The organism is Burkholderia sp. JP2-270 (genome assembly GCF_003233675.1).
In the GTDB taxonomy this organism is placed as follows: Bacteria; Pseudomonadota; Gammaproteobacteria; order Burkholderiales; family Burkholderiaceae; genus Burkholderia; species Burkholderia pyrrocinia_C.
Genome location: NZ_CP029826.1, coordinates 682,668 through 702,780, shown reverse-complemented (window position 1 = coordinate 702,780; position 20,113 = coordinate 682,668). Strand labels below are relative to the sequence as shown.

Sequence of the window (20,113 nt, the reverse complement as noted above, 5' to 3'; positions counted from 1 at the left end):
TAGGACGGCCCGCAATAGTCGTCCGACAGTATCACTGCCGTCAGTGTGGTACGAACTGGCTGTCGGAGTCCGATCCGCTGCAACCCGGTACCACTGAGTGGCTCTGTCTCAATGAGGCATCGAACATTCTCGCCCCCGCCTCGATGGCACAGCCAGGTATCAGCGAGGTTGCATCCGGGCACTCCGGAGAAGCAGCCATCGAGAACACGGCAATGCCGCTTACGCCGCCAAACGCCCGCTTCAGTTGACCGCATTGAGGGGCCAGTAAGCGCAACGCAACGGCCGCGATTCAAGCGCGGCGCTTAGCTATGTCCGCACCATGGCTAGTCATTGCGCAGGCCGATCACTGCGCGTGACGAGATTTCCCTTTAGCGCCGCGCTCATCGGCATGTTGAGATTCGCGCCGCGCGGCGGAATCGGTGATTCGAACCACTTTGCGTACATGCGAGTGAATTCGCCACTTTTCATGAGCCGAGTGAGCGTGCCATCGACGAGTCGCTTGAACACCGGATCGTCTTTGCGCACCATACATGCGTACGGCTCCACCTGCAGTGCGCCCCCGGTGACGACCCACGTACTCGGGTCGTCAGCGTTCGCCCTCAACCCATACAGCAGAACGTCATCGAGCGCGAGTGCTGCTGCTTTGTCGTCCGCGACGATCTTCAGGGCCTCCGCGTAGTCTTTTGTCAGCACGACTTCGGCATCGATGTGCTGCGCCTCGAGTTGGCGTCGCAGCGTTTTTTCATTCGTACTTCCGCCGACTGTCACGACAGCCTTATGCGCGAGGTCAGCATAGTCGCCAATGTGCGCCGCCCGTTTCGCCATCAGCCGCGTACCGGCATAAAAGTAATTGGTCGAAAACGCGACGTCCTTGCCGCGCGCCGATGTGTTTGTCGTCGACCCACACTCTAGGTCGTAGGTGCCATTGACGAGCAGCGGAATTCGATTTTGTCCGGTAACCGGAACATAGGCGACCCTCAGATCCGGCCTGCGAAGTGCCTTGCGAACGTCGTCGACGATTGCTTCGGTTACGTCCATCGAAAAGCCCACGGCTTTATGCGGCGTCAGCAGATAGCTGAACGGCACGGCGGCTTCCCTGTACGACACAACGATTTGATTGGACCGGGAGATTTTGTCTAACGTCTGCGCACAGGCAGTCGTCGACGTAGCATACCCCGCAAAAAGTGCGGCGAGCATGGCAATGGATTGATATCTCATGATGCCTCTGTTCACGACGTTTACCCGCGCATAAGCTCGATTTCCCGAGCCGTTTCCGTCAGTGGCAGACCCGTGGTATCCCTTCCCGCGCGTCCATCAACTCCGACGTGAATTTACTTTAAGCGGAGTCGATCGCCGCCGATTGACTCAGGTCAACGGCGCAGTCGCCATGGAGCGAATGCCGGGAGAGAGCTTCGGCACATCTGGAGGGGCTGACCTAAGGGCAAACTTGGCCCCTCCGTGTCTGGGCCGCTGGTACACTCGGGCAGCCAAAGCAACTTTTCCCGGTCACATGAGCACGCAACCCGCCGCAGCACCTGCAACTGTCCCCCCCAATGATGCAGCAGTACCTGCGTCTTATCTAACAAGGCTCCGCGTACAAACCTACGCCGAGAACTACGCTCAATCTTTTCAGGACCGGCCGCTGCCGACCGAGGCAGTGTGGAAACCGTCGGTGCAGTGACCGCGACGGAATCCACGTGGCGCCGGTGTCCCGCGGCTCATGACGCCTTGTTTCGTCATGAGACACTGGGCCAAGACAGAGCGATGCAACAGTGCATGCGTTCTGCCTTGCTGCCGGGGCTACCAGCGCCTACAAGCGCTCGCCAGGCATATAGCCTTCATCGTTTTCGCGAATCCCAGTATCGCGAGGACACGCCTCAGGTTATAAGCCAGAACATGCAGACTCATTTCGGTACCGACGTTTTTCAGGGTTCGGGTGAGGAAGTGCGTGTATCCCATCCAGTGCTTGAATGTTCCGAACACGTGCTCGACGGTGCGCCTCCGTACAGTCATCGCATCCGGCATCCTGTCGAGACGTCGCTGGACGGCTTCTAGCGTCTCTTCGTGCTCCCGTCGGCTGATACGCCGATAATCGCTCGGCGTACAGCGCGACTTCAACGCGCAACAAGGGCAGGCGCTGCTCCAGTAGCGGCGCAACTGCAAGCCGTGCTCCTCTCGCGTAAAGCGGTAAATGGCACGCTCGCCAGCTGGGCACTAATATTCGTCATCGCGGGCAATGTAGATGAAGTCCGCCCCGTCAAAGCGGCCATGTGCCTTCGCGCCGGACGTTGTTGGCTTGGGCAGGATGACTGCGATACCGACAGCCGCACATTATTTGATCTGTGGCCCGCTGTAATACCCTCGGTCTGCTATAGCCTTGAGCCGAGGTCTGTCCATTGCATCACGGGCAGCTTTTGCCATCGGACGGAGCTGGGCACGATCGTGTCCAGCATTCGTTACCTCATGGGCCACAACGAGATGATACTTAGCGTCCAGCGACCTTATAAGAGATGTCGCGTCTTTGAGCTGGCACGCTGCCTGCTTTTGCGGATATGCGGGAGCCGGCCATGAATCCAGCGGGACTGGTGACAGTAACTATACGAGAACTCGACCGACTCAAGGTGATCCAGGCGATCGTCGAGATGGGTTCGGTGCCCGAACGTTCTCACGCGCCCAGGGAGCCGAGCGCGTTGGTCAATTCGTCGCGCAGCGCAGGCCAAAGTTCCACGAACACGCCGAGGCCCTCGTCGTGCACGACCTGTTCCAACCCGCCGCACAGCTCCGCGAGCACGCCATGCCCGACCGACAGGAAACCACCGCTCAGCCCATGTAACTCGCGCACGACCGTCTGCGTATCCTGCCCGGCCAGCGCGCAGTCGATCGAATCGAGCGACGCGAGCGTCACCTGGTGCATCGCGGCCATCACGGTTTTCGGCAATCGCGGATTATCGTGCGCGGCGCGCGTCTGCACGCCCGCATATCCGCCGCGGACATGCGCGCGGAACGCCCGCTCCAGCGCACGCAACGATACCGGCTTCTGCAAAAGCGCGCGAATCGCGGCGTCCGCACAGCGCTTTTCCTCTTGTGGCCCGGCGTGCGCCGTCATTGCGACGACGGGCAGTTGCGCATCGCGCTCATACATCTCGGCCGCCAGCGTCCAGCCGTCCATGTCGGGCAGGCCGAGATCGGTCAGCACGACATCGAAGCCGCCGCGTGCAAGTGCGGCCAGCGCCTGCTCGCCGCTTTCGACGATCGTCGCGTCGACGCCCAGTTCGCGGAATTGATCGGCCAGCAGCAGCCTGCTCGCGGGGTGATCCTCGACGGCGAGCACGCGCAGCGGCATGGCGTTGCCTCCCGTCAGCGGGGCCGTGTCGAGCAAGTCATGCGTCGTGTCGGCTGCGGGCGCATCGGCAGCAATCGCCAGTGGAACGCGAACGCGAAACTCGCTGCCCTCGCCCGGCTTGCTGCGCACCTCGATCTCGCCGCCTAGCGCGTCGACGAGGCGCCGGCACAGCGCGAGACCGAGCCCCGTGCCGCCATACTGGCGATGGATCGATTCGTCGGCCTGCTGGTACAGCTCGAAGATCGTCGACTGCGCCGACTGCGAAATGCCGATGCCCGTGTCGACGACGCGTATCTCGACCACGTCGCGCCCGCCCGCGTACAGCGCCACGCTGCCGCGCTCCGTGAACTTGATCGCGTTACCAAGCAGGTTCCCGACGATCTGGCGGATCCGGATCGGATCGCCGACGCGGAACGGCGCCATGTCCGGCGCGATGTCGCATTTCAGGTCCAGCCCTTTCGCGATGGCGAGCGGCCGGAACGACTGCGCGACTTCGCGCAGCAATGCCGCACAGTCGAACGGCACCGCGTCGATCCGCAATTGCCCGGCCTCGACCTTCGACAGGTCGAGCACGTCGTTGAGGATATGCAGCAGCGCAGACGACGACGAACCGACGATCTCCAGCCGCCTGCGCTGCATATCAGCGAGCGGCCCGCGCTTCATCAGCTCGAGATTGCCCATCACGGCGTTGAGTGGCGTGCGGATTTCGTGGCTCATCGTCGCGAGGAACACCGACTTCGCGCGGTTCGCCTGATCCGCCGCATGCCGGGCCGCGACAAGGGACTGCTCGGCCTGCTTGCGCGCGGTGATGTCGTTGACGGTCGCGAGCAGCGCATCCGCGCCGCGATATCGGACGCGCGCGATGTTGACGAGCAGATGCATGTCTTCCGCGCCGTCGCCCGCCCCCGCGAGCGCAATCTCGTGGCCAACGATCGCCCGTCGCCGCGCCGGGGCGTGCGGATCGGGCGATTGTGCGAACGTCCGCCAGATTCGCAGCGACAGCGGCTCGCCCGCCGCGCCGGTCTCGTAGCGCGCCATTGCTTCGTTTCGCAGCAACTGTAGAAGTTCACAATCAATGCTAGCCGTGCCCAAAGTAGTGCTAGCAATGTTCACTAATACTGCTAGCGTAGTGTTTTGCTCAGCCTAAGCGGTGGGCATCGATAACGTGATATGGCCCGCAGCGCGGCGTCGAAATTCGGAGCTCTTGCAAAAATCGATTGCGGAACAGTCTCGAGCAGGCTGTGGTGCACCCGGCAGTAGTCGGCTGACGGATCGAGCCACTCCCTCTTCCACCGTGATGCAGTGACATCGGCGTCGTTCAGAACAAGACATCTGAAGCAATACACCAAGTACTTCTGGTCGAAGACCCACTCATGCGGCGTCTGGATCATGCTCAGAATGCCGTCGTTGAGCCGCGCTACGCGAGATAGACGGCTCAAGGTTGGGGATGGAACTGGGGGAAATAGGATCCAGCCGGCCTTGGTCAGGCTAGGCATCGCTACGCCTGTGCCCGATTCCCAGATCAAGTCTACGCTCGTCTGATACCGCGCCGCGATTCGACCCAACCAGCTACCAAACGCCTCTTCCAGGAAGGGGCGAGGTGCGATAGGCCACGGCCTGTGGGTGTCAGACATGCGCGCGGGCAACTCGTTCAAGGTGAGCGATATCGATGCACTCGTCATCGTTCCTGATCGCCAACTCTGCTGCTTCGTTGAGGATCGTAGATATGGCGCCAGTTAGCCCTCCGCTTATCTCGAGAACGAGCTGGACAATCTCACGTCGCGACAGATTCGATGGTTTTCGTAGCGGCAAGACTTTCTCGAACGCAGCCATGAGCCTGCGAAGACTTTCACTTTCCCTCCACCTTGGGATCTCGAATGGTCTGTAGCGGCTGATCATCTGTGAATCGGTCTGAAGCCCTAGAACGGCATCGCGCGTACCGACAAGGACCATGCTAATCTGCAGGTCGTTGGCCAGGTATTTTAGAAGGTTCAAAGAGGCGCGTTGCTCACGGTACGTTCCGGCGAGCAGGTGATGAACCTCGTCTACGATTAGCATCTGCGGCGATATCCGCCGCAAGATGTCGCGAGCGAGCCGCTCGAGTGTGGCAAGCCCCGCGGCGGGGTTATGTGGCGCACCGAGCTCAAAGAGTAAGGCGGCGTAAAAGCGGTGCTGATCGGGGGTGGGAGGCATCTGTACGCTCACGACCGGACACCGCTCTACCCCGGTTCTCTCGTCGAACTCGCTGGGGTGCGCTCGCCTGAACTTGGCAGTTATCTTGGTTTTCCCGATGTTCGAGTCGCCGTGCAGCAGAAGACACGGCATGCGCTCACGTCTCGGCGTGTCATAGAGCCGCTGCAGTAGCTGCAAGGCTTCAGTCGCTCGGGGATAGTCGATCCACCGGTCACGTAGCAGACTCTTTATGCGATCCTCTTTTCCGAGTAGGACCTGATCTCTTGCTGCGGGTAGCAGATGCGCGAAATCATCTTGCTTCATGCTGGCCCCCCTACCACTGTTCAACGTCATACGCGGTAACTGGTGCGTCGTAGTTCACCTGCTCGACCTGCCGCTGTTCAGTGAGTGAAAGATCTTCGATGCTGCTCTTCGGAACCAAACCGCCAGCTTGACGTGCCATGCGGCGTCGCGCTCGAGTAGCCCGCTGGGAAGTGACGACCAGTTGTCGCTGCTGCTCAACAGTCTCGAATATCTCCCTCTCCGATACTGCCCGTTGTCCCCTAGCCCGGATAGCTCGCAAAGCTGCCCGCTGTTCGAACAGCGAGATGGGAGGCCGACGCAAGTCCGCGTATCGCACTTCAACGAAACTGCCTCTGCCAGCGCTTACGAAGATGCGCGAGAGATCTTCTGGGTGATAGCGGATCGTCACGGACCGGCGTGTTTCCCGCCATGCCGCGAACAAGGGATGCCAATAGCGGATCAGGAAGAGCTTGAGGCCGTCCTGACCCTGCCTCGTTTTCACGTACAGCATCTTATGCGGCGATCAAGCCAGCCTCGTAGTCGACGGGGGTAAGGAAGTCGATCGAGGTATGCAGACGTTGCCGATTGTAATAGCCCTCGATCCAATCGACGATATCCAAGCGGGCGTGTGACCTGAGACGGAATTTTGTAGCCAATCAGGCAGTGAGTCTCGTGTCGATATTATCGGAATCCAGCCAGGCTCGACGGACCGTGGCGGGAGGTTGATAGCGGTGCGCGCTATGGGGCCGGCGCTCGTTGTAGAACTGCCGCCAGCGTTCAATGAGCACCTTGGCTTCGGCGCGGCTGCGGAACCATTCCCGGTTCAACAATTCGTCACGCAACTTGCCGTTGAAGCTCTCGACGAACCCGTTTTGCCACGGACTATCATCAACGCTTCGCCACGCGCGAGCAGGCGCGCCTGGCGATCAGCGAATACATCGAAATCTTCTACGACCGGCAGCGCACGCAGGCGCGTCTGAACTACCAATCGCCTGTCACGTTCACGCAGCGCTTCTATTTGAATCAGATCGCTGCTTAACCCGTTGGCCTCCACGAATTCCGTCCGACCTCATTTCCGCTAGCAACGTTTCTGAACACGGCTAGCGCTAATAATGAACGCCTACAGTTGCACTCACGCTGCGTCGATTCCCTGAACTGAACGGGTTCCATCGGGCGGGCGTCTTCCAGCCTGCCGGCGCCGTGCATCCCGGCGTGGCCATCTCGCTGCGCCAGGGGGGACTGGTCGCGCCGGCGCTGCTCGATGCGGATACCAAGCCCCTGACCCAACTGATGCGCGAACTGCTCGACCTGACGCAGCGATGCCGCGCAGGCTCGCTGCGGAGTTCGGAGTTGTCGGAATCGACGATTACCGTGACGAATCTCGGCGATCGAGGTGCCGCGGCGGTATTCGGCATCATCTATCCCCCCCAGGTCGCGCTCGTCGGGTTCGGGCGAATCACCGAACGGCCGTGGGCTGAAGACGGCGGGCTGAAGATCATGCCGGTGACGACCGCCAGCCTCTCGGCCGACCACCGTGTATCCGACGGCCATCGCGGCGCGCTGTTCCTGGTCGAACTGAGCGAATTGCTGCAGCACCCCGAGGAGTTGAACCGATGAACGACGTCAACATCCTTTCCATCGTGCTGGAAACGCTCGCATCCATCGCGCCGGAAATCGACCCGTCGACGCTGCGTGCGGATCGTCCGCTGCGCAGTCAGGTCGATCTCGACTCGATGGACTGGCTCAATTTTCTGACGGGCCTGCATGCGCGACTGAAGGTCGAGATCCCAGAGCGCGACTACGGTCGTCTGGTGACGCTCGACGATATCATCGGCTATCTCGCGGCCGCAGACGCACGCCGACCGGTGCCTTGAGGCCTGTCCATCGCGCAAGCGGGCGTTTGCGGGCCCGGGCATGCATCAGCGTGCAGCAGTCGCCGCAACCGCTTCCGCGAGCCTGCGTGTCACCTGTTCGGCAAATGCCGCCAGAATCGGGCTGGCATCGCCATGCAATGTTTCTCGCGGCGTCACGCGACATTCGGCCAGCGGCGACTTGCGCGCGAGCATCCGCATTTGCGTGAGTGCGGAGTCCGCACCACGTTGCGCGAGGCTGCAGAAAAATGCGACGCGCGGCAAGCGCCCTTGATTCGCGACGAGATAAGCCCGCACCGGCGACGATACGCTGCCTGCCCAGACCGGGGAGCCGATCACCACGAGATCGTACTCGGACGGATCCCGCTTCGCTGCAACGATCTCCGCCGGTTTCTGGTTGATTGCCTCGACGAGCGAGCGCAGATATCCGAACGGGCCGGCGCGACCGCGCGTCACGACGATTTCCTCGACGTCGGCGTCGAGCATCTCGGCCAGCGCGGACGCGGCCCGGCGGGTCGTGCCGGTGCGCGAATAGAACACGACGAGTACCTTGCCGGCATACATGACGACCTCCCTGCATCGGCATCCGCCGGCATGCGCCGGCGGATGGGCGGCAACCTGTTCAGCTCGCCTTGACCTCGATCTTTTTCTCGGCCTTGCGCGCTTCCGGCGTCTTCGGCAGCGTGACCGTCAGAACGCCTTTCTGGAACGACGCCTCGATCTTGTTTCGGTCGACCCCGTCGGGCATGCGGAAGTAGCGCTCGAACGAGCCGAAGCGGCGCTCGTGGACGTAATAGTCCTTGTGCTGCTCCTCCTTCTCTTCCTGCTTTTCGCCGCGAATCGACAAGCCGCCGTTCGCGAGCTTGACCTCGATGTCCTTCTCGTCCAGCCCGGGCAGTTCGGCGGTGATTTCGTATGACTTGTCGGTTTCGGTGAAGTCGACCGCGGGCTCGGCGCTCGATTCGTGGTCACGGCGCCAGAACGGCTGGAGGTTGAAAATCGGTTGCCGCACCGACGGCATGCCCGCGCTGCGATTGAATTCGTCGAAGAGACGGTCCATCTCGTGCCGCAGCGTTTCGATCGGATGCCAGTACGACGTCATCGCCGCATGCTCCGCACTCTCCTGCGGTTTCTTGACCGGCAGTTTGGTAGACGACTCTTTCATGTCGTGCCTCCTTCGCGTCAGTGATGCATTCATTCTCGATTGGCGATGACCGCGGCAATTGATGGAGATCAACGCCGAGGTTCGAAAGACCGAAGGGTTTTGTCGGCGGATACGGCTGTGCGCAACGCATTGCGCTCGTTGACCCAGGTCAATCGGCGCGACGCGCAGGCAGGTGGAATATCGGTATCGGTAGCCGGTCCCGTGACATGTCGTGCCCGGCTTCGTCGCACAGGAGGCGTATCGTGCCCGCAAAATCGCTGGTCTTTCATCAGGATGCTCGCCAACGGCTGCTCAAAGGCGTCAATGCGATGGCCGAGGCAGTCAAGATCACGCTCGGTCCGGGCGGGCGCAACGTGATCGTCGAGCGGGCCGGCGCCGCGCCGCTGGTCGCGAACTCGGGCGTCGTCGTCGCCGGTTCCGTCGACCTGCCCGATCCGTTCGAGGAGATGGGCGCCCGGTTGCTGCGCGAAGTGGCGACCCGCACGAGCGAAGTCGCCGGTGACGGTACGACCACTGCCACCACCCTGGCGCAGGCAATCGTTGCCGAAGGCATCAAGTGCGTCACGGCCGGGCACGATCCGATGGCGCTCAAGCGCGCGATCGAAGCGGCCGGCCGCGACGTCGTCGCCGAACTGCACCGTGTGTCGAAACCATGCGCGAGCGCCGAAGAGATGCGCCAGATCGCGACGATTTCCGCAAGCGGCGACAGCACGATCGGCTCGCTCGTCGCACAGGCCGTCGAGCGTGTTGGCAGGGACGGCGCGATCAGCATCGAGGACGGCACGAAGCTCGACGACGAACTCGAGACGGTGGACGGCTCGCTGATCGATCGCGGCTATCTGTCGCCGCTGTTCATCGATTCGGACGATCGTCGCATCGTCCTTGACGAGCCTCGCATCCTTCTCTGCGACATGAACATCGGCGCGATCGCACAGCTGCTGCCGGTGCTCGACGCGCTCAGCAGCACCGGCAAGCCGCTCCTCGTCGTCGCGAACGAAGTGGAAGGCGAAGCGCTGGCGACCCTCGTCGTCAACCACCTGCGCGGCACGCTGAAATCGTGCGCGATCCGCTCGCCCGGATTCGGCGAGGCGCGCGCCGAGCAGCTCGCCGACCTGGCCGCGCTGACCGGCGCAACGGTCATTTCCGCTCAGGCCGGACGGACACTGGAGCGCACGACGCTGGACGATCTCGGTGCCGCGCGGCGCGTCGAGATCACGCGCGAGACGACGACCGTCATCGCCGGGCGAGGCGAACGCAAGCACATCGACGACCGCATCCAGGCGCTGCGTACGCGCGTCGCCGCGACACCGGCCGGATACGAGCGCGACGCGCTGACGCGCCGGTTGACGAAACTCGCAGGCGGCGTCGCGGTGATTCGCGTCGGCGCCGCGACGGAAACCGCGCTGCGCGAGCGCAAGAATCGCTTCGAGGATGCGTTGCACGCGACGCGCGCCGCGATGGAGGAAGGCATTGTGCCGGGCGGTGGCGTCGCACTGCTGCGCGCACGGCGCGCGCTCGAAGGCAATGACGAAAACCTGACAGACGCGCAGCGCACCGGCGCGCGGATCGTGCACGACGCGCTGGCGTCCCCGCTGCGCCAGATCGCCGAGAATGCCGGAGCGGACGCACAGGCCGTCGTACACGCGGTCGATGCCGCGACCGGACCGTTCGGCTATGACGCGGCGACGGCGACGTATGGGGACATGATTGCTGCCGGAATCGTCGACCCGGTCAAGGTGGCACGCTCGGCGCTGCAGAACGCGATCTCGGTCGCGTCACTGCTGCTCACGACCGATTGCATGATCGCGCATCGCCCGCGCGCTGCGTCGTCACCGGGCACCGCGGGCTCGGGAAACTGGGGCGACGAACTCGGCTGATCCGTGCGCGTGCCGGTGGATCCCGGACGACTTGCCTGATCTCCGCCCGGTCAGGAAACCGTCAGACGGTCGACAACCTCCCGGACACCTTTGACTGACCACGCCGCGCCACACGCGGCGCGTCTTTCTGCCATCGAATCGACCGTGCCGGTCAGCGTGACGACACCGTCGGCCGCCTCGATGGCGATCGCTGCACCGGCCGGATCGCGGGACAGCTCCTGTTCGACATCGCGTCCGAGCGTCGCGTCGGACTTCATGTCGATCTCCCGTCGGGCGGCGTGCCTGCCATTCGCCCCCAGTCCTGCAGCCCGGCTGTCTGGCAATCCCGCAGCCAGTCGATCGCCGCATTCATGCACTCGCGCTGTGCGCGTACCGCCCACGCCGCGGTGTCCAGCCAGATGATTGAACTCGCCTGCGCATACGCACTCAATGACTGCTGCCAGGCGTCGCCGAATGCATGCCAGTCATGTGCGTCCCCGAGCGCGGCCTGCAGCCGACGCGTCGTGTCGCGATCCCGATCGATCCTGCGCTGCTGCAGTGCATGCCATTCATTGCGCAAATCCTGTCCGCGCGCCACCATCCGAAGGGTTGCGTCAACGGCTGCCCACCTGTTGGCGGATGGCTTCGCCATGCTTGCCGTGCTCATCGTCGTGTCCTCGAAACAGAACGATCCTGAAATGCCGATCGATCGACCGGTGCCGGTCGTATCCGCATCAGGCCTGCATACACAATGAGGGGGTGCCGCACACCGTCCGTTGATGTTCGTCAAACTTGTCGTCCGGGTTACGCCATTGCCCGGACATTCTCTCGATGGAATCGTCGCGTTTCGACGCGCCGGCTCACGCTGAAAAAGCCGCCGTTGATGCGTGTCAAGCAGCAAGCGCTCCAGAGGCCTAGGCTGGAAAGGTGGACGACATCGTCCCGATGCACGCGTTCAGGCTGGGAGGCAACCATGCAGACCGGACATCATTTCCTTCCCGAGTTTCGGCATGCGACCTTGCCGACTTATTTCGTTTCCTACGTGTTTCCCCTGCTGCTGGCCGGCTATGAGGTTTACCGGATCGCCTATTGGGTGAGCCGGCATGGCTGGAATTTCTCGCAACTGCCGCAGGCCGGCTACGAATTCACGCTGATGCTGTTCGTGTTTGCAATGCAAGTGATTCTCGACGGGTTGTTCTTCATGACGGCATGGGTAGGCAAGCATCCGGACGTCGAACATCGGCTCTCGAACATGGCGCTCGGCGTTCTGTGCTCGACACTGGTCATCGCGTTCGATGTCGCCCTGCAGGTCACCGCGTTCTGAATCGGAATCGTATGGACGCCAGCACGACGGGGCCCCGACGGGTATTCGCCGACTATCGACGGATCAAGCAATGAAGCCACCTTACGAACTGACCTTTCAGGGCATGCCGCGCTCGGACGCGCTGGAGACGGCAACAGCCCGGCATGTATCCAAGCTCGATCGATTCCGGCAGGACATCGCGCATTGCCGGGTCAATGTCGTGCTGGACGAGCAGCGCAATCAGCAGGGGAAACCGTTCCATATCCGGATCGAAGTCACGATTCCCGGGCATCAACTGGTATCCAGCAAGGAACGTGACGAGGACGTCTACGTCGCGCTGCGCAATGCATTCGGCAATGTCACGAGAATGCTCGAAGACACGGCACGGAAGCAGCGAGGCCGCGGCAAGCGACACGATGAACGTCCGGTCAGTCCCGCCACGCAATCCGGTGCGCACGACTAGCGCGCGCACCGACCGATGCCTGCCACGGTGTCGCAAAGACGCTCCATCGGGAGTCCGATTTCGACCTGTGGCACCCATTCCGGGATGTGATCGCCCGTCAAATCATCGAGCCTGATGGGTCGAGCCGTGTCGGCGAAGGCGCGGCAGATCTCAAATCGGCGTCACGTCCACCGCCTGCTTTCCCTTCGTTCAGTACAGCAGAAACGCGGCTCGCTCTTGCGCGAACGCCGTATCGTGAGCCTCAACCACCCGCTCGATGTCGTCGAGCGGCCGCCCCGCCTCCAGCATGTCCGCCACCTCGCGCGAGCCGACCGATGCCCGTATCGCATCGATCCGGAACTGCACCGGATAACGCCGGTGCAGCGCCAGTGCGAGTGCCAGCCCGATCTCGCCCGGTCGCGCCGCGCCGGGCGGCCGTTCGATGCGCACCCCGTCGCACACCCTGCCGCGATACGGCCCCTCCGCCGGGACAAAGCGAACCGGCGAGAACGTCGCATCCAGCCGCATCGCGCGGAGATCGTCCACGAGGATGCGCCCGTCGATCCACGGCGCGCCGACCACGCCGAACGGTGTCGCGGTGCCGCGCCCGACACTGACGGCCGCCCCCTCGATGAGCCCCGTCTCCGGGTAGAGCGACAGCGCGGCGCCATCGCGCAGGTTCGGCGATGGCGGTACCCGGCCGAGTCCGGTGTCGTCGAAGTGCATCGTCCGCACGTAATTCGCCATCGGCACCACGATCAGCGCCGCACCGATATGCAGGCGGTCGTTGAACAGCCGTGCCAGTTCGCCGAGCGTCATCCCGGGCTGCAGCGGCAACGGGTAATAGCCGGTAAACGTCGCCGGCCCTGCATCGGCCACGGGGCCGCCAAACGCGTCGCCGCCCAGCGGGTCCGGGCGGTCGAGCACGAGCACCGGGCGATGCGTGGCGGCGCCGGCCTCGAGCGCGTAACCGAGTGTGGCCAGATACGTGAAGAAGCGTACGCCGGCGTCCTGCAGGTCGATCACCAGCACGTCGACATCGGCGAGCAGCGCGGGCGCGATCCGGCGGCGCTCGCCGTAGAGGCTGTGAACGACCAAACCGGTCGCGGCGTCGATCGTGTTGCCGAACGTTTCGTCGACGTCGGTGCCGAGCCCGTGCTCGGGCGCGAACAGCGCGACGAGCCGCGCGTCCGGCGCTTGCGCGAGCAGGTCGACCGTGCGCCGTCCGAACCGGTCGAAGCCGCTGCGGTTCGTGACGAGCGCGATGCGCTTGCCTGCCACGGCCGCGAAGCCGCTCGCCGCGAGCACGTCGATGCCGGCCAGTACCGGCCCGTGCGATACCGGCAACCGGACGGCCTGTGCAACGGCCGCCGCCATCGCGGGCACACGCGTCGCGATCTGCGACGACGTCACCGGCGCGGCCTCGCTCGATACGATGCCGAGCACGAGCGCGCGCAATGGCATCGCCGTGCCGGTTTCGTCGGGATACAACCGGCTCGTCAGCACGATCGCGAAGCGGCGCGTCACGGGATCGATCCACAGCGCCGTGCCCGTGTAGCCGAGGTGCTGCAGCGCGCCGACTGGCGGCAACCGGTAGCGGTTCGCGACGAGCGGCGGCCCGACCGCCCAGCCGGGCGTGTGCAGGTCGCCTTCCGCATCGAGCGTGGCCGGTGTTTCGAGCTCGGCGACGCTGCGGCGCGCCAGCACGCGCGCCGGGCCGAGCGCGCCGCCGTTCAGCAGCATGCGTGCGAAGCGCGCCAGATCGTCCGCACTCGCGAACAGGCCCGCATTGCCGGCCACACCGCCCATCGCGGCCGCGACGGGATCGTGCACGCTCCCCCGGAGCAGACGGCCGTCGCGAACGACGGTGGGCGCCACGCGTGCGAGCAGCGGCGCTGGCGGCCGGAACGCGGTGCTGGCCATCCCGAGCGGCGCAAACACGTGCGCGGCGCACCACGCGTCGAGCGGCCGGTGCGCCACGCGCCCGACGATCTCGCCAAGTGCGACGTAGTTGACGTCGCTGTAGCGCACCCGTGTGCCGGCCGGCGCACCGGGTGTCATCGCAACGATGTCGGCCAGCACGGTGGCGCGGCGGCGCAGCGCGTGGGGCGACGACACGCCGGCCGGCAGCGCCGACACATGCGCGAGCAACTGGCGGATCGTGATGCCGGCCTTGCCGTGCGCGCCGAACGCGGGCCAGTAGCGCGCGACCGGCGCGTCGAGGCTCAGCATGCCGCGCTCCGCGAACTGCATGATCGCGACCGCCGTCGCCACCGGCTTGGTCAGCGACGCGAGATCGAAGACGGTATCGGCCGTCATCGCCTCGACGTGCTCACCCGTCACGCGCAGGCCGCGCGCCACGCGCACCCGCACGCCGTCCGCGTCGCCCGTCACGACCACCGCGCCGGCAAGATGGCCGTCGGCGATCTCGGCCGCTATCGCCTCATCGATCGCGGCGGCCTGCTGCGCTGCGGCCGTACCGGGTTCCGCGTGCGCACCGGCTGACGCAAGCGCGAACAGCAGCGCGCCGGTCAGCGCGGCGGCACAGCGGGATCGTAGCGATCGAGCGTGTTCCACGGCATCCATTCCTTCGTGCCGGCAGCATCGGCGGTGTCGAGCTGCGCGCGGATGTCCGCTGCGCCGGTGGCGTGAACGTCGCGCATCGCCGCCTCGCCGGCCTGATCGAACACGCGGCTAGGGGGTCGGTTGCCGCCGCGGGTCAGGGCACCCCGTACACAAGCGCATCGTCCCTTGCCGTTCAGGGTCGTGCCAGTTAAAGCGCACATCGACGGCGCCGCGTGCCGGGACGACGACGTGCCGGACTTCGTGAACGGCCCTGTCGTGCGCGGACACGGTGTATCGTCCCGGCGGCACGCGGGCGAACAGGAACGGCCCGCTTGTGTGTACGTCGAGAACCGTCGACTTGCCGGACGACAGCGTGACGTCGACATCGGAAAGATACTGACCGGTCTTCGATGCGAACGTGAGCCGCAGGTTGTATCGAGGGGCGACGTCGCGAAACGCGGTGACCTCGTCCTGGCCGATTCCGCCGGTGATATACGCGACACCGTTGCGCACGATCGGCTCGGTCGACGTTTGAGCCAGCGCGTTCGCACCGGCGTTCAGCAAGCAGGCTGCCAGCAGCAGCATCTTCACGGTTCCGGTCCACATCTTCACTCTCCCGATTGAGCACGCATGGCGGCAACGCATACCGTCCGTTCGCGGAACGTGTTGCGTGCGGTGCCGTCGCGCATGCGTATCGACGACGATGTCAGCGTCGCGCGAAACGCCAATCTCCCGTTGACTCAAGTCAAGCGCGCTCCTGTCGAAGCCGAACGAAGCCGCGCGGATCGCCCGCGAGACAGTCATCGCGCCCCGATTTTCCGTGTCGCACGGCAAGCTTGAAACCTAGGGACACAGCATCCGGCCGGCGCAGTTGACCGCGACGGCTGTCAGCCGATATTGCATGGCCTGTCGGAAATGTCCGACACCGCGGCCCGATGTCGGACAGCAAGCTCAGGCCACGCTGATTGTTCCGCGCGGCGCCACTGCCAATACTGGAGACGTGACAGGACGCAACGTGTTTCGCGGCCGGCGCGCAGTTCTTCCGCTCCGCCGCCGCAGGATCGAGGAGCTGGCGATGATTCATCCGACCGCAACGCCCGCCGACGACGCCATGCCGGATGGCGAACCGCCGGTCGGTGCCCACCTCGTGACCCATCGCCACGGCTATCTGCATCACGGGATCTACGTCGGCGACGGCAACGTGATTCACTACGCGGGATGGTCACGCCACCTGAGCGGCGGTCCGGTCGAGGTCGTCACCCTCGACAGCTTCCGTGCCGGTTTCGAGCTCGCGGTCATCCGGCACGCGCGCACGCTGTACGACGGAACGGAAGCGGCACGGCGCGCGGCATCGCGTCTGGGCGAATGCCGCTACCGACTTCTCACAAACAACTGCGAGCACTTCTGCCTGTGGTGTCTGTTCGGTGTCGGGCGGAGCGAGCAGGTCGCGTCGTGTCTGCGCAATCCGGCGCACGGCGTCGCGGTCGTTGTCATACTGATCGCGTGTGTACTGGCTGCACGGTTGCATCCTGCGACGGCCGAGCGCGAATGCCCGATCCGGTATGTGGCCTAGGGCAGTGTCGCCGCTTGTCGATCATCACCTTCATCCTCACCCGCGCCCGCGAACGACGGCATGCGCATGCCCCCAACGTTTCGCCTGCGCGATCGCAATGCGGATCGCGCTGCCCTCGGTACGCCCCTGCCGCAGCAGCGCGTTGGCAATCTCGATCGCCTTGCCGCGAACCGGCGGCTGCAGATTCCGCATCGACGGCGGATAACGTTCGTCATTCCATGGCATGGTCCGCTCGGCTCGTACAGGATCGCGTGTCGCCCCGCTCCGGAGGTGCCGATCGGCTCGGCAATGCGGCAGGATCGTAGTGATTGCGCGGGTTCCACAGCATCCAGCCGTCCGTGCCCGCCGCATCGGCCGCGTCGACCTGTGCGCGGATCTCGTCGACATCGAACGGCCGGCGATCGAACGCATAGTCGCGAAACGCTTGGAGCCACGGCCGGAACCGGACACCGTCCAGCCCGGTCCGGCGCTTCGCCTCGGTCAGCGACCGCGAAACGATCTCGCCGGGATGCTCGGTCGGCTTGCGGCAGCCGGGCAGGCCCCACGTGAAGCCGGACGGATACAGCATCGGCGACACATAGTCGACGACCGGTCCGAGTGCGTCGAGCCGCTGCCCGATCGCGGTGTCGTCGGCGTTCCAGCAGACGTACCCGAAGATGTCGGCCGACACGTAGAGGTTGTACGGCCGCAGTCGTTCGCGCGCGCCGGTCAGGAATCCCGTGATCGCCGCGACCCGGTTGGCCTCGGTATTGGGCTCGGCGAACCGCAGGCCGTTGGCGTCGGGAAAACGCAGGTAGTCGAACTGGATTTCGTCGACACCCATGCGGGCGGCCTCTTCGGCCACGTCGTAATTGTGTTGCCAGGCCGCACGCGACGTCGGGTCGATCCAGCGCTGATGCTCGCGGTCCTGCCAGATCTCGCCGGCCGCATCGCGCACGGCCCATTCGGGGTGGGCGCGGGCCAGCGGATCGTCCTTGAACACGACGATGCGGCCAATCAGGTAGAGGCCGCGCGCGTGGAACGTCCGCAGCAGGTCCGGCAGATCGGGCGGACGAACGATGGCACCGGCGACATGGTTCGCGGCACCGGAGATTTCACGCGCCAGGCTGCGATAGGGCGTCACGCCGCTGTCGCCCTTCACGTCGATGACGAGCGCGTTGATCGCCGTCTTGTCCTGGAGGGACAGCGCCGCCTCGCGCAGCGTGCGGTCCGCGACGCCGTAAGCGGACAGATACACGGCTTTCGGACGCACCGGCGTCATCCGGATCGTATGCGCGCCCTCGGCGGGCGCCAGCGTGACTTCGGTTCGCGCGTAGCCCGGCGCACGCACGCTCACGCGCGCACCCGCCGCGTCGATCTCCAGTGAAAACGCGCCGTCGCGATCCGCGGTCCGGTTCGCGCCCGACGCGTGGCCGATCGCGCCGGCCAGCGGGTGCCCGTTCGTGGCATCGACGACGGTGATCGTGACGGGCGCCGCCCGGGCAGCGAAGCCGGCGAGCGACACGAGCAGGCAGACGATCAGGCGTTCAATCACGGCTTCCTCCGGTGGTTTTCAGCAAACCGTTCATGCATCGTGTGTCGCACGCGTCCGTCATCAGATAGCGCGGCAGCGCCATCGCCGGATCGGTGACACGAACGGGGCGCGCGTCGAGCGTGAACGCCGCGCCGTAGCCTTCGCGAGCGGCCAGCTGGTCGGTCTGCGCATCATGGACGCCGAACGGCCAGGCCAGCAGCCGGACCGGCTGGCCGGTTTCGGATTCGAGCCGGTCGCGGGACCGGCTCAACTGGAACGACACGAAGCGCCGGTAGTCGTCCGGCGTGAGCCGGGCGCGCTCGGTGCGGAAATTCGGATGCCAGTACGTATGGGACTCGATGTCGAACCCGCCGGCCCGCCCGAGCGCGCGCAGTTGGTCCCACGTCATCGCATAGCTGGCGTTGGAGATGGCAGACGGATAGATGAACAGCGTGACCGGCATCGGATGGGCAGCCAGCAACGGGCGCAGCACCTCGTAGACGGCGCGATGACCGTCGTCGACGGTGATCGCGACCGCTCGCGCCGGCACGGCATCGGCCTGCCCGTCATGCCAGCGCACGACGTCGGCGAGCGGCACGACGCGGTAGCCGTTCGCCTCGATTGCCTGCAGCTGGTGGCGGAACGTTTCGATACGCACCGTCATCGAATCGAGGCGCGCGGCGGCGAACCGGTGGTAGACCAGGATCAGCACACGCCGCGGTGGCGCATCGACGGTCGCGACGTCGGCGGACGAAACCGGCGACACGCACGACAGCAGGAGCAGGCGGGCGATCAGGCGAGCGGCCATGGCGGACCTCGAGGAATGGCTGCCCCATTTTTCGCGATCGCGACGCGGATGCCGCTGAGCCAGATCAACGATCGATCGCGCATCGACGCGATCGTGCACGCGTCGAGCCGGTTGGTCGTCAGCTTGCGTGCGCAACCAGTTCGGCATGAATCCGCTCGACATCGTCGCGCGTGCACAGCGCCGTCCCCGGATGCTCGACCGACGCGGCCGAGGCCGCCAGCGCATAGCGGCATGCTTCGTCGAACGGCACGCCGCGCGCCAGTGCCCAGACCATGCCGCCGACGAAGCTGTCGCCCGCGCCGACCGTGCTGCATACCGCTGCCAGCCTGCCGGGCAGGCGCAGCGCGCGGTCGCGCGTGACGACCCATGCGCCGCGCGCACCGAGCGTCAACGCGACGATGTCGGCTTGCCCCCGTGCCACGAGTTCGCGCGCCTTGTCGCATGCCGACGTGTCGTCGAGCGGTTCGCCGGCCAGCGCGCTCAGTTCGCCGAGGCTGGGCTTCACGAGATGAACGCCGGCCTCGAGCGCCGCTTGCAGCGCCCTGCCCGCCGCATCGACGACCACCCGGCTGCCCCTTGCCCGGGCCGTCCGTGCGAGGGTTGCATACAGGTCGTCGGGCGCGCCGGGCGGCAGGCTGCCGCTCAGCACGAGATAGCGCGGCGCCGGTTGCAAGGCGTCGATGCGGGCCGCGCAGTCGCGCCACTCGGCCTCCGTGACCAGCGGCCCCGGCATCAGGAAGCGGTATTCGCGGCCGGTCGCGGTCTCGGTCACGCAGACGTTCTCGCGCGTCTCGCCGGCGATCCGGATGCGCACCGCCGGCAGGCGCTCGGCTTCGAGCAGCAGCGTCAATACGTCGCCGGTCGGCCCGCCGGCCAGGTACAGCGCGACGCAGTCGCCGCCGAGCCGGTGAACGGTTCGGGCGACGTTGATCCCGCCGCCGCCGGGGTCGCGCCGCGGCCGTGCGCAGCGCAGCTTGTGCGTATCGACGATGTGTTCGACGAACGTCGCGACATCGACGGCCGGATTCAAGGTGACGGTAACGATATCGGTCATGGCGTTGGTTCGCGGTCGATGGCGGGTGCGACGGACGCCGGCGCGGTGATGCGCGGCAACCGCTGCGTGCCGGCCGTGGCTCCACCTTACGTTCGACGCTGGTCACGGCGTTGACCGCCATCAAGCGGTGCCGCGAAAGCGCCCG

General features: G+C 65.1%; 22 protein-coding genes and 4 pseudogenes. 7 read left to right on the top strand and 19 right to left on the bottom strand.

What is annotated here, in order from left to right:
• Nucleotides 1-327 precede the first annotated feature (327 nt).
• The 8 genes and pseudogenes from DM992_RS35905 to DM992_RS35870 all read right to left on the bottom strand — a co-directional run.
• On the bottom strand, nt 328-1,218 hold the full coding sequence (locus DM992_RS35905; protein ID WP_105393597.1) for a transporter substrate-binding domain-containing protein: 891 nt from the start codon (nt 1,216-1,218) through the stop codon (nt 328-330).
• A 582-nt stretch (nt 1,219-1,800) separates the two neighbouring features.
• A pseudogene (locus tag DM992_RS35900) lies at nt 1,801-2,499 on the bottom strand (transposase); the annotation flags it as partial.
• Between the two features lie 166 nt (nt 2,500-2,665).
• Nucleotides 2,666-4,381, bottom strand: a complete 1,716-nt coding sequence (locus DM992_RS35895; protein WP_111020955.1) for a sensor histidine kinase — start codon at nt 4,379-4,381, stop codon at nt 2,666-2,668.
• An 83-nt stretch (nt 4,382-4,464) separates the two neighbouring features.
• Complete coding sequence (locus tag DM992_RS43140) at nt 4,465-4,977, bottom strand: TniQ family protein (RefSeq protein WP_057929677.1); 513 nt, start codon at nt 4,975-4,977, stop codon at nt 4,465-4,467.
• Complete coding sequence (locus DM992_RS35885; RefSeq protein ID WP_111020954.1) at nt 4,970-5,839, bottom strand: TniB family NTP-binding protein; 870 nt, start codon at nt 5,837-5,839, stop codon at nt 4,970-4,972. Before DM992_RS35885 ends, DM992_RS43140 begins: the two co-directional genes overlap by 8 nt.
• Nucleotides 5,840-5,849: 10 nt before the next feature.
• Nucleotides 5,850-6,329: a Mu transposase C-terminal domain-containing protein gene (locus DM992_RS35880; RefSeq protein ID WP_239511533.1), complete on the bottom strand. Its 480-nt coding sequence runs from the start codon at nt 6,327-6,329 to the stop codon at nt 5,850-5,852.
• 1 nt (nt 6,330) lies between these two features.
• Nucleotides 6,331-6,453 (bottom strand): annotated as a pseudogene (locus DM992_RS35875) (IS3 family transposase); the annotation flags it as partial.
• A 21-nt stretch (nt 6,454-6,474) separates the two neighbouring features.
• Nucleotides 6,475-6,702 (bottom strand): annotated as a pseudogene (locus DM992_RS35870) (transposase); the annotation flags it as partial.
• On the opposite strand from DM992_RS35870, the pseudogene DM992_RS35865 reads away from it, so the two are divergent.
• From DM992_RS35865 to DM992_RS35855, 3 genes and pseudogenes are all read left to right on the top strand, one after another.
• Nucleotides 6,702-6,857: pseudogene (locus DM992_RS35865) on the top strand (IS3 family transposase); the annotation flags it as partial. The pseudogenes DM992_RS35870 and DM992_RS35865 overlap by 1 nt on opposite strands.
• 98 nt (nt 6,858-6,955) lie before the next feature.
• The gene (locus DM992_RS35860) at nt 6,956-7,435 is read left to right on the top strand and encodes a 2-oxo acid dehydrogenase subunit E2 (protein ID WP_343212490.1); all 480 of its coding nucleotides are present in this window, start codon (nt 6,956-6,958) and stop codon (nt 7,433-7,435) included.
• On the top strand, nt 7,432-7,692 hold the full coding sequence (locus DM992_RS35855) for a phosphopantetheine-binding protein (RefSeq protein ID WP_111020953.1): 261 nt from the start codon (nt 7,432-7,434) through the stop codon (nt 7,690-7,692). Before DM992_RS35860 ends, DM992_RS35855 begins: the two co-directional genes overlap by 4 nt.
• Before the next feature lie 45 nt (nt 7,693-7,737).
• On the opposite strand, the gene DM992_RS35850 is transcribed toward DM992_RS35855, so the two are convergent.
• Together DM992_RS35850 and DM992_RS35845 are read right to left on the bottom strand one after the other, a co-directional pair.
• Nucleotides 7,738-8,253, bottom strand: a complete 516-nt coding sequence (locus DM992_RS35850; RefSeq protein WP_111020952.1) for an NAD(P)H-dependent oxidoreductase — start codon at nt 8,251-8,253, stop codon at nt 7,738-7,740.
• Between the two features lie 58 nt (nt 8,254-8,311).
• Nucleotides 8,312-8,854 carry an Hsp20/alpha crystallin family protein gene (locus tag DM992_RS35845; RefSeq protein ID WP_111020951.1) on the bottom strand — a complete coding sequence of 181 codons (543 nt, stop codon included), beginning with the start codon at nt 8,852-8,854 and terminating at the stop codon, nt 8,312-8,314.
• Between the two features lie 242 nt (nt 8,855-9,096).
• Here DM992_RS35845 and groL point away from each other — a divergent pair, with 242 nt between their 5' ends.
• Nucleotides 9,097-10,731, top strand: coding sequence for a chaperonin GroEL (gene groL, locus DM992_RS35840; protein WP_111020950.1), 1,635 nt, complete (start codon nt 9,097-9,099; stop codon nt 10,729-10,731).
• Between the two features lie 50 nt (nt 10,732-10,781).
• On the opposite strand, the gene DM992_RS35835 is transcribed toward groL, so the two are convergent.
• Nucleotides 10,782-10,988, bottom strand: coding sequence for a BON domain-containing protein (locus DM992_RS35835; protein ID WP_111020949.1), 207 nt, complete (start codon nt 10,986-10,988; stop codon nt 10,782-10,784).
• Complete coding sequence (locus tag DM992_RS42045; protein WP_162631814.1) at nt 10,985-11,500, bottom strand: hypothetical protein; 516 nt, start codon at nt 11,498-11,500, stop codon at nt 10,985-10,987. Before DM992_RS42045 ends, DM992_RS35835 begins: the two co-directional genes overlap by 4 nt.
• A 183-nt stretch (nt 11,501-11,683) precedes the next feature.
• Here DM992_RS42045 and DM992_RS35825 point away from each other — a divergent pair, with 183 nt between their 5' ends.
• Together DM992_RS35825 and DM992_RS35820 are read left to right on the top strand one after the other, a co-directional pair.
• Nucleotides 11,684-12,034, top strand: a complete 351-nt coding sequence (locus tag DM992_RS35825; protein ID WP_111020947.1) for a hypothetical protein — start codon at nt 11,684-11,686, stop codon at nt 12,032-12,034.
• A gap of 70 nt (nt 12,035-12,104) precedes the next feature.
• A complete protein-coding gene (locus tag DM992_RS35820; protein ID WP_111020946.1) occupies nt 12,105-12,476 on the top strand; it encodes an HPF/RaiA family ribosome-associated protein in 372 nt (123 codons plus the stop codon).
• A gap of 189 nt (nt 12,477-12,665) precedes the next feature.
• Here the strand turns inward: DM992_RS35820 and DM992_RS35815 are convergent, their stop codons facing one another.
• The 3 genes from DM992_RS35815 to DM992_RS35810 are packed head-to-tail and all read right to left on the bottom strand — an operon-like array spanning nt 12,666 to nt 15,626.
• Entirely contained in the window at nt 12,666-15,032 is a 2,367-nt protein-coding gene (locus DM992_RS35815; RefSeq protein WP_111020945.1) for an exo-beta-N-acetylmuramidase NamZ domain-containing protein, read from the bottom strand.
• Nucleotides 14,987-15,118: a putative glycoside hydrolase gene (locus DM992_RS43135; protein WP_239511532.1), complete on the bottom strand. Its 132-nt coding sequence runs from the start codon at nt 15,116-15,118 to the stop codon at nt 14,987-14,989. The genes DM992_RS35815 and DM992_RS43135 overlap by 46 nt, the downstream gene beginning before the upstream one ends.
• Before the next feature lie 31 nt (nt 15,119-15,149).
• Nucleotides 15,150-15,626 carry a carboxypeptidase regulatory-like domain-containing protein gene (locus tag DM992_RS35810; protein ID WP_111020944.1) on the bottom strand — a complete coding sequence of 159 codons (477 nt, stop codon included), beginning with the start codon at nt 15,624-15,626 and terminating at the stop codon, nt 15,150-15,152.
• 469 nt (nt 15,627-16,095) lie between these two features.
• Between DM992_RS35810 and DM992_RS35800 the strand changes: the two genes are divergently transcribed.
• A complete protein-coding gene (locus tag DM992_RS35800) occupies nt 16,096-16,593 on the top strand; it encodes a lecithin retinol acyltransferase family protein (RefSeq protein WP_111020942.1) in 498 nt (165 codons plus the stop codon).
• 36 nt (nt 16,594-16,629) lie between these two features.
• Here the strand turns inward: DM992_RS35800 and DM992_RS35795 are convergent, their stop codons facing one another.
• From DM992_RS35795 to DM992_RS35780, 4 genes are all read right to left on the bottom strand, one after another.
• A complete protein-coding gene (locus tag DM992_RS35795) occupies nt 16,630-16,818 on the bottom strand; it encodes a hypothetical protein (RefSeq protein ID WP_111020941.1) in 189 nt (62 codons plus the stop codon).
• Nucleotides 16,805-18,127, bottom strand: coding sequence for a putative glycoside hydrolase (locus DM992_RS35790; protein WP_239511531.1), 1,323 nt, complete (start codon nt 18,125-18,127; stop codon nt 16,805-16,807). The genes DM992_RS35795 and DM992_RS35790 overlap by 14 nt, the downstream gene beginning before the upstream one ends.
• On the bottom strand, nt 18,120-18,914 hold the full coding sequence (locus DM992_RS35785) for a polysaccharide deacetylase family protein (protein WP_111020940.1): 795 nt from the start codon (nt 18,912-18,914) through the stop codon (nt 18,120-18,122). Before DM992_RS35785 ends, DM992_RS35790 begins: the two co-directional genes overlap by 8 nt.
• A gap of 118 nt (nt 18,915-19,032) precedes the next feature.
• Complete coding sequence (locus DM992_RS35780; protein WP_105393377.1) at nt 19,033-19,968, bottom strand: 1-phosphofructokinase family hexose kinase; 936 nt, start codon at nt 19,966-19,968, stop codon at nt 19,033-19,035.
• Between the last annotated feature and the right edge of the window lie 145 nt (nt 19,969-20,113).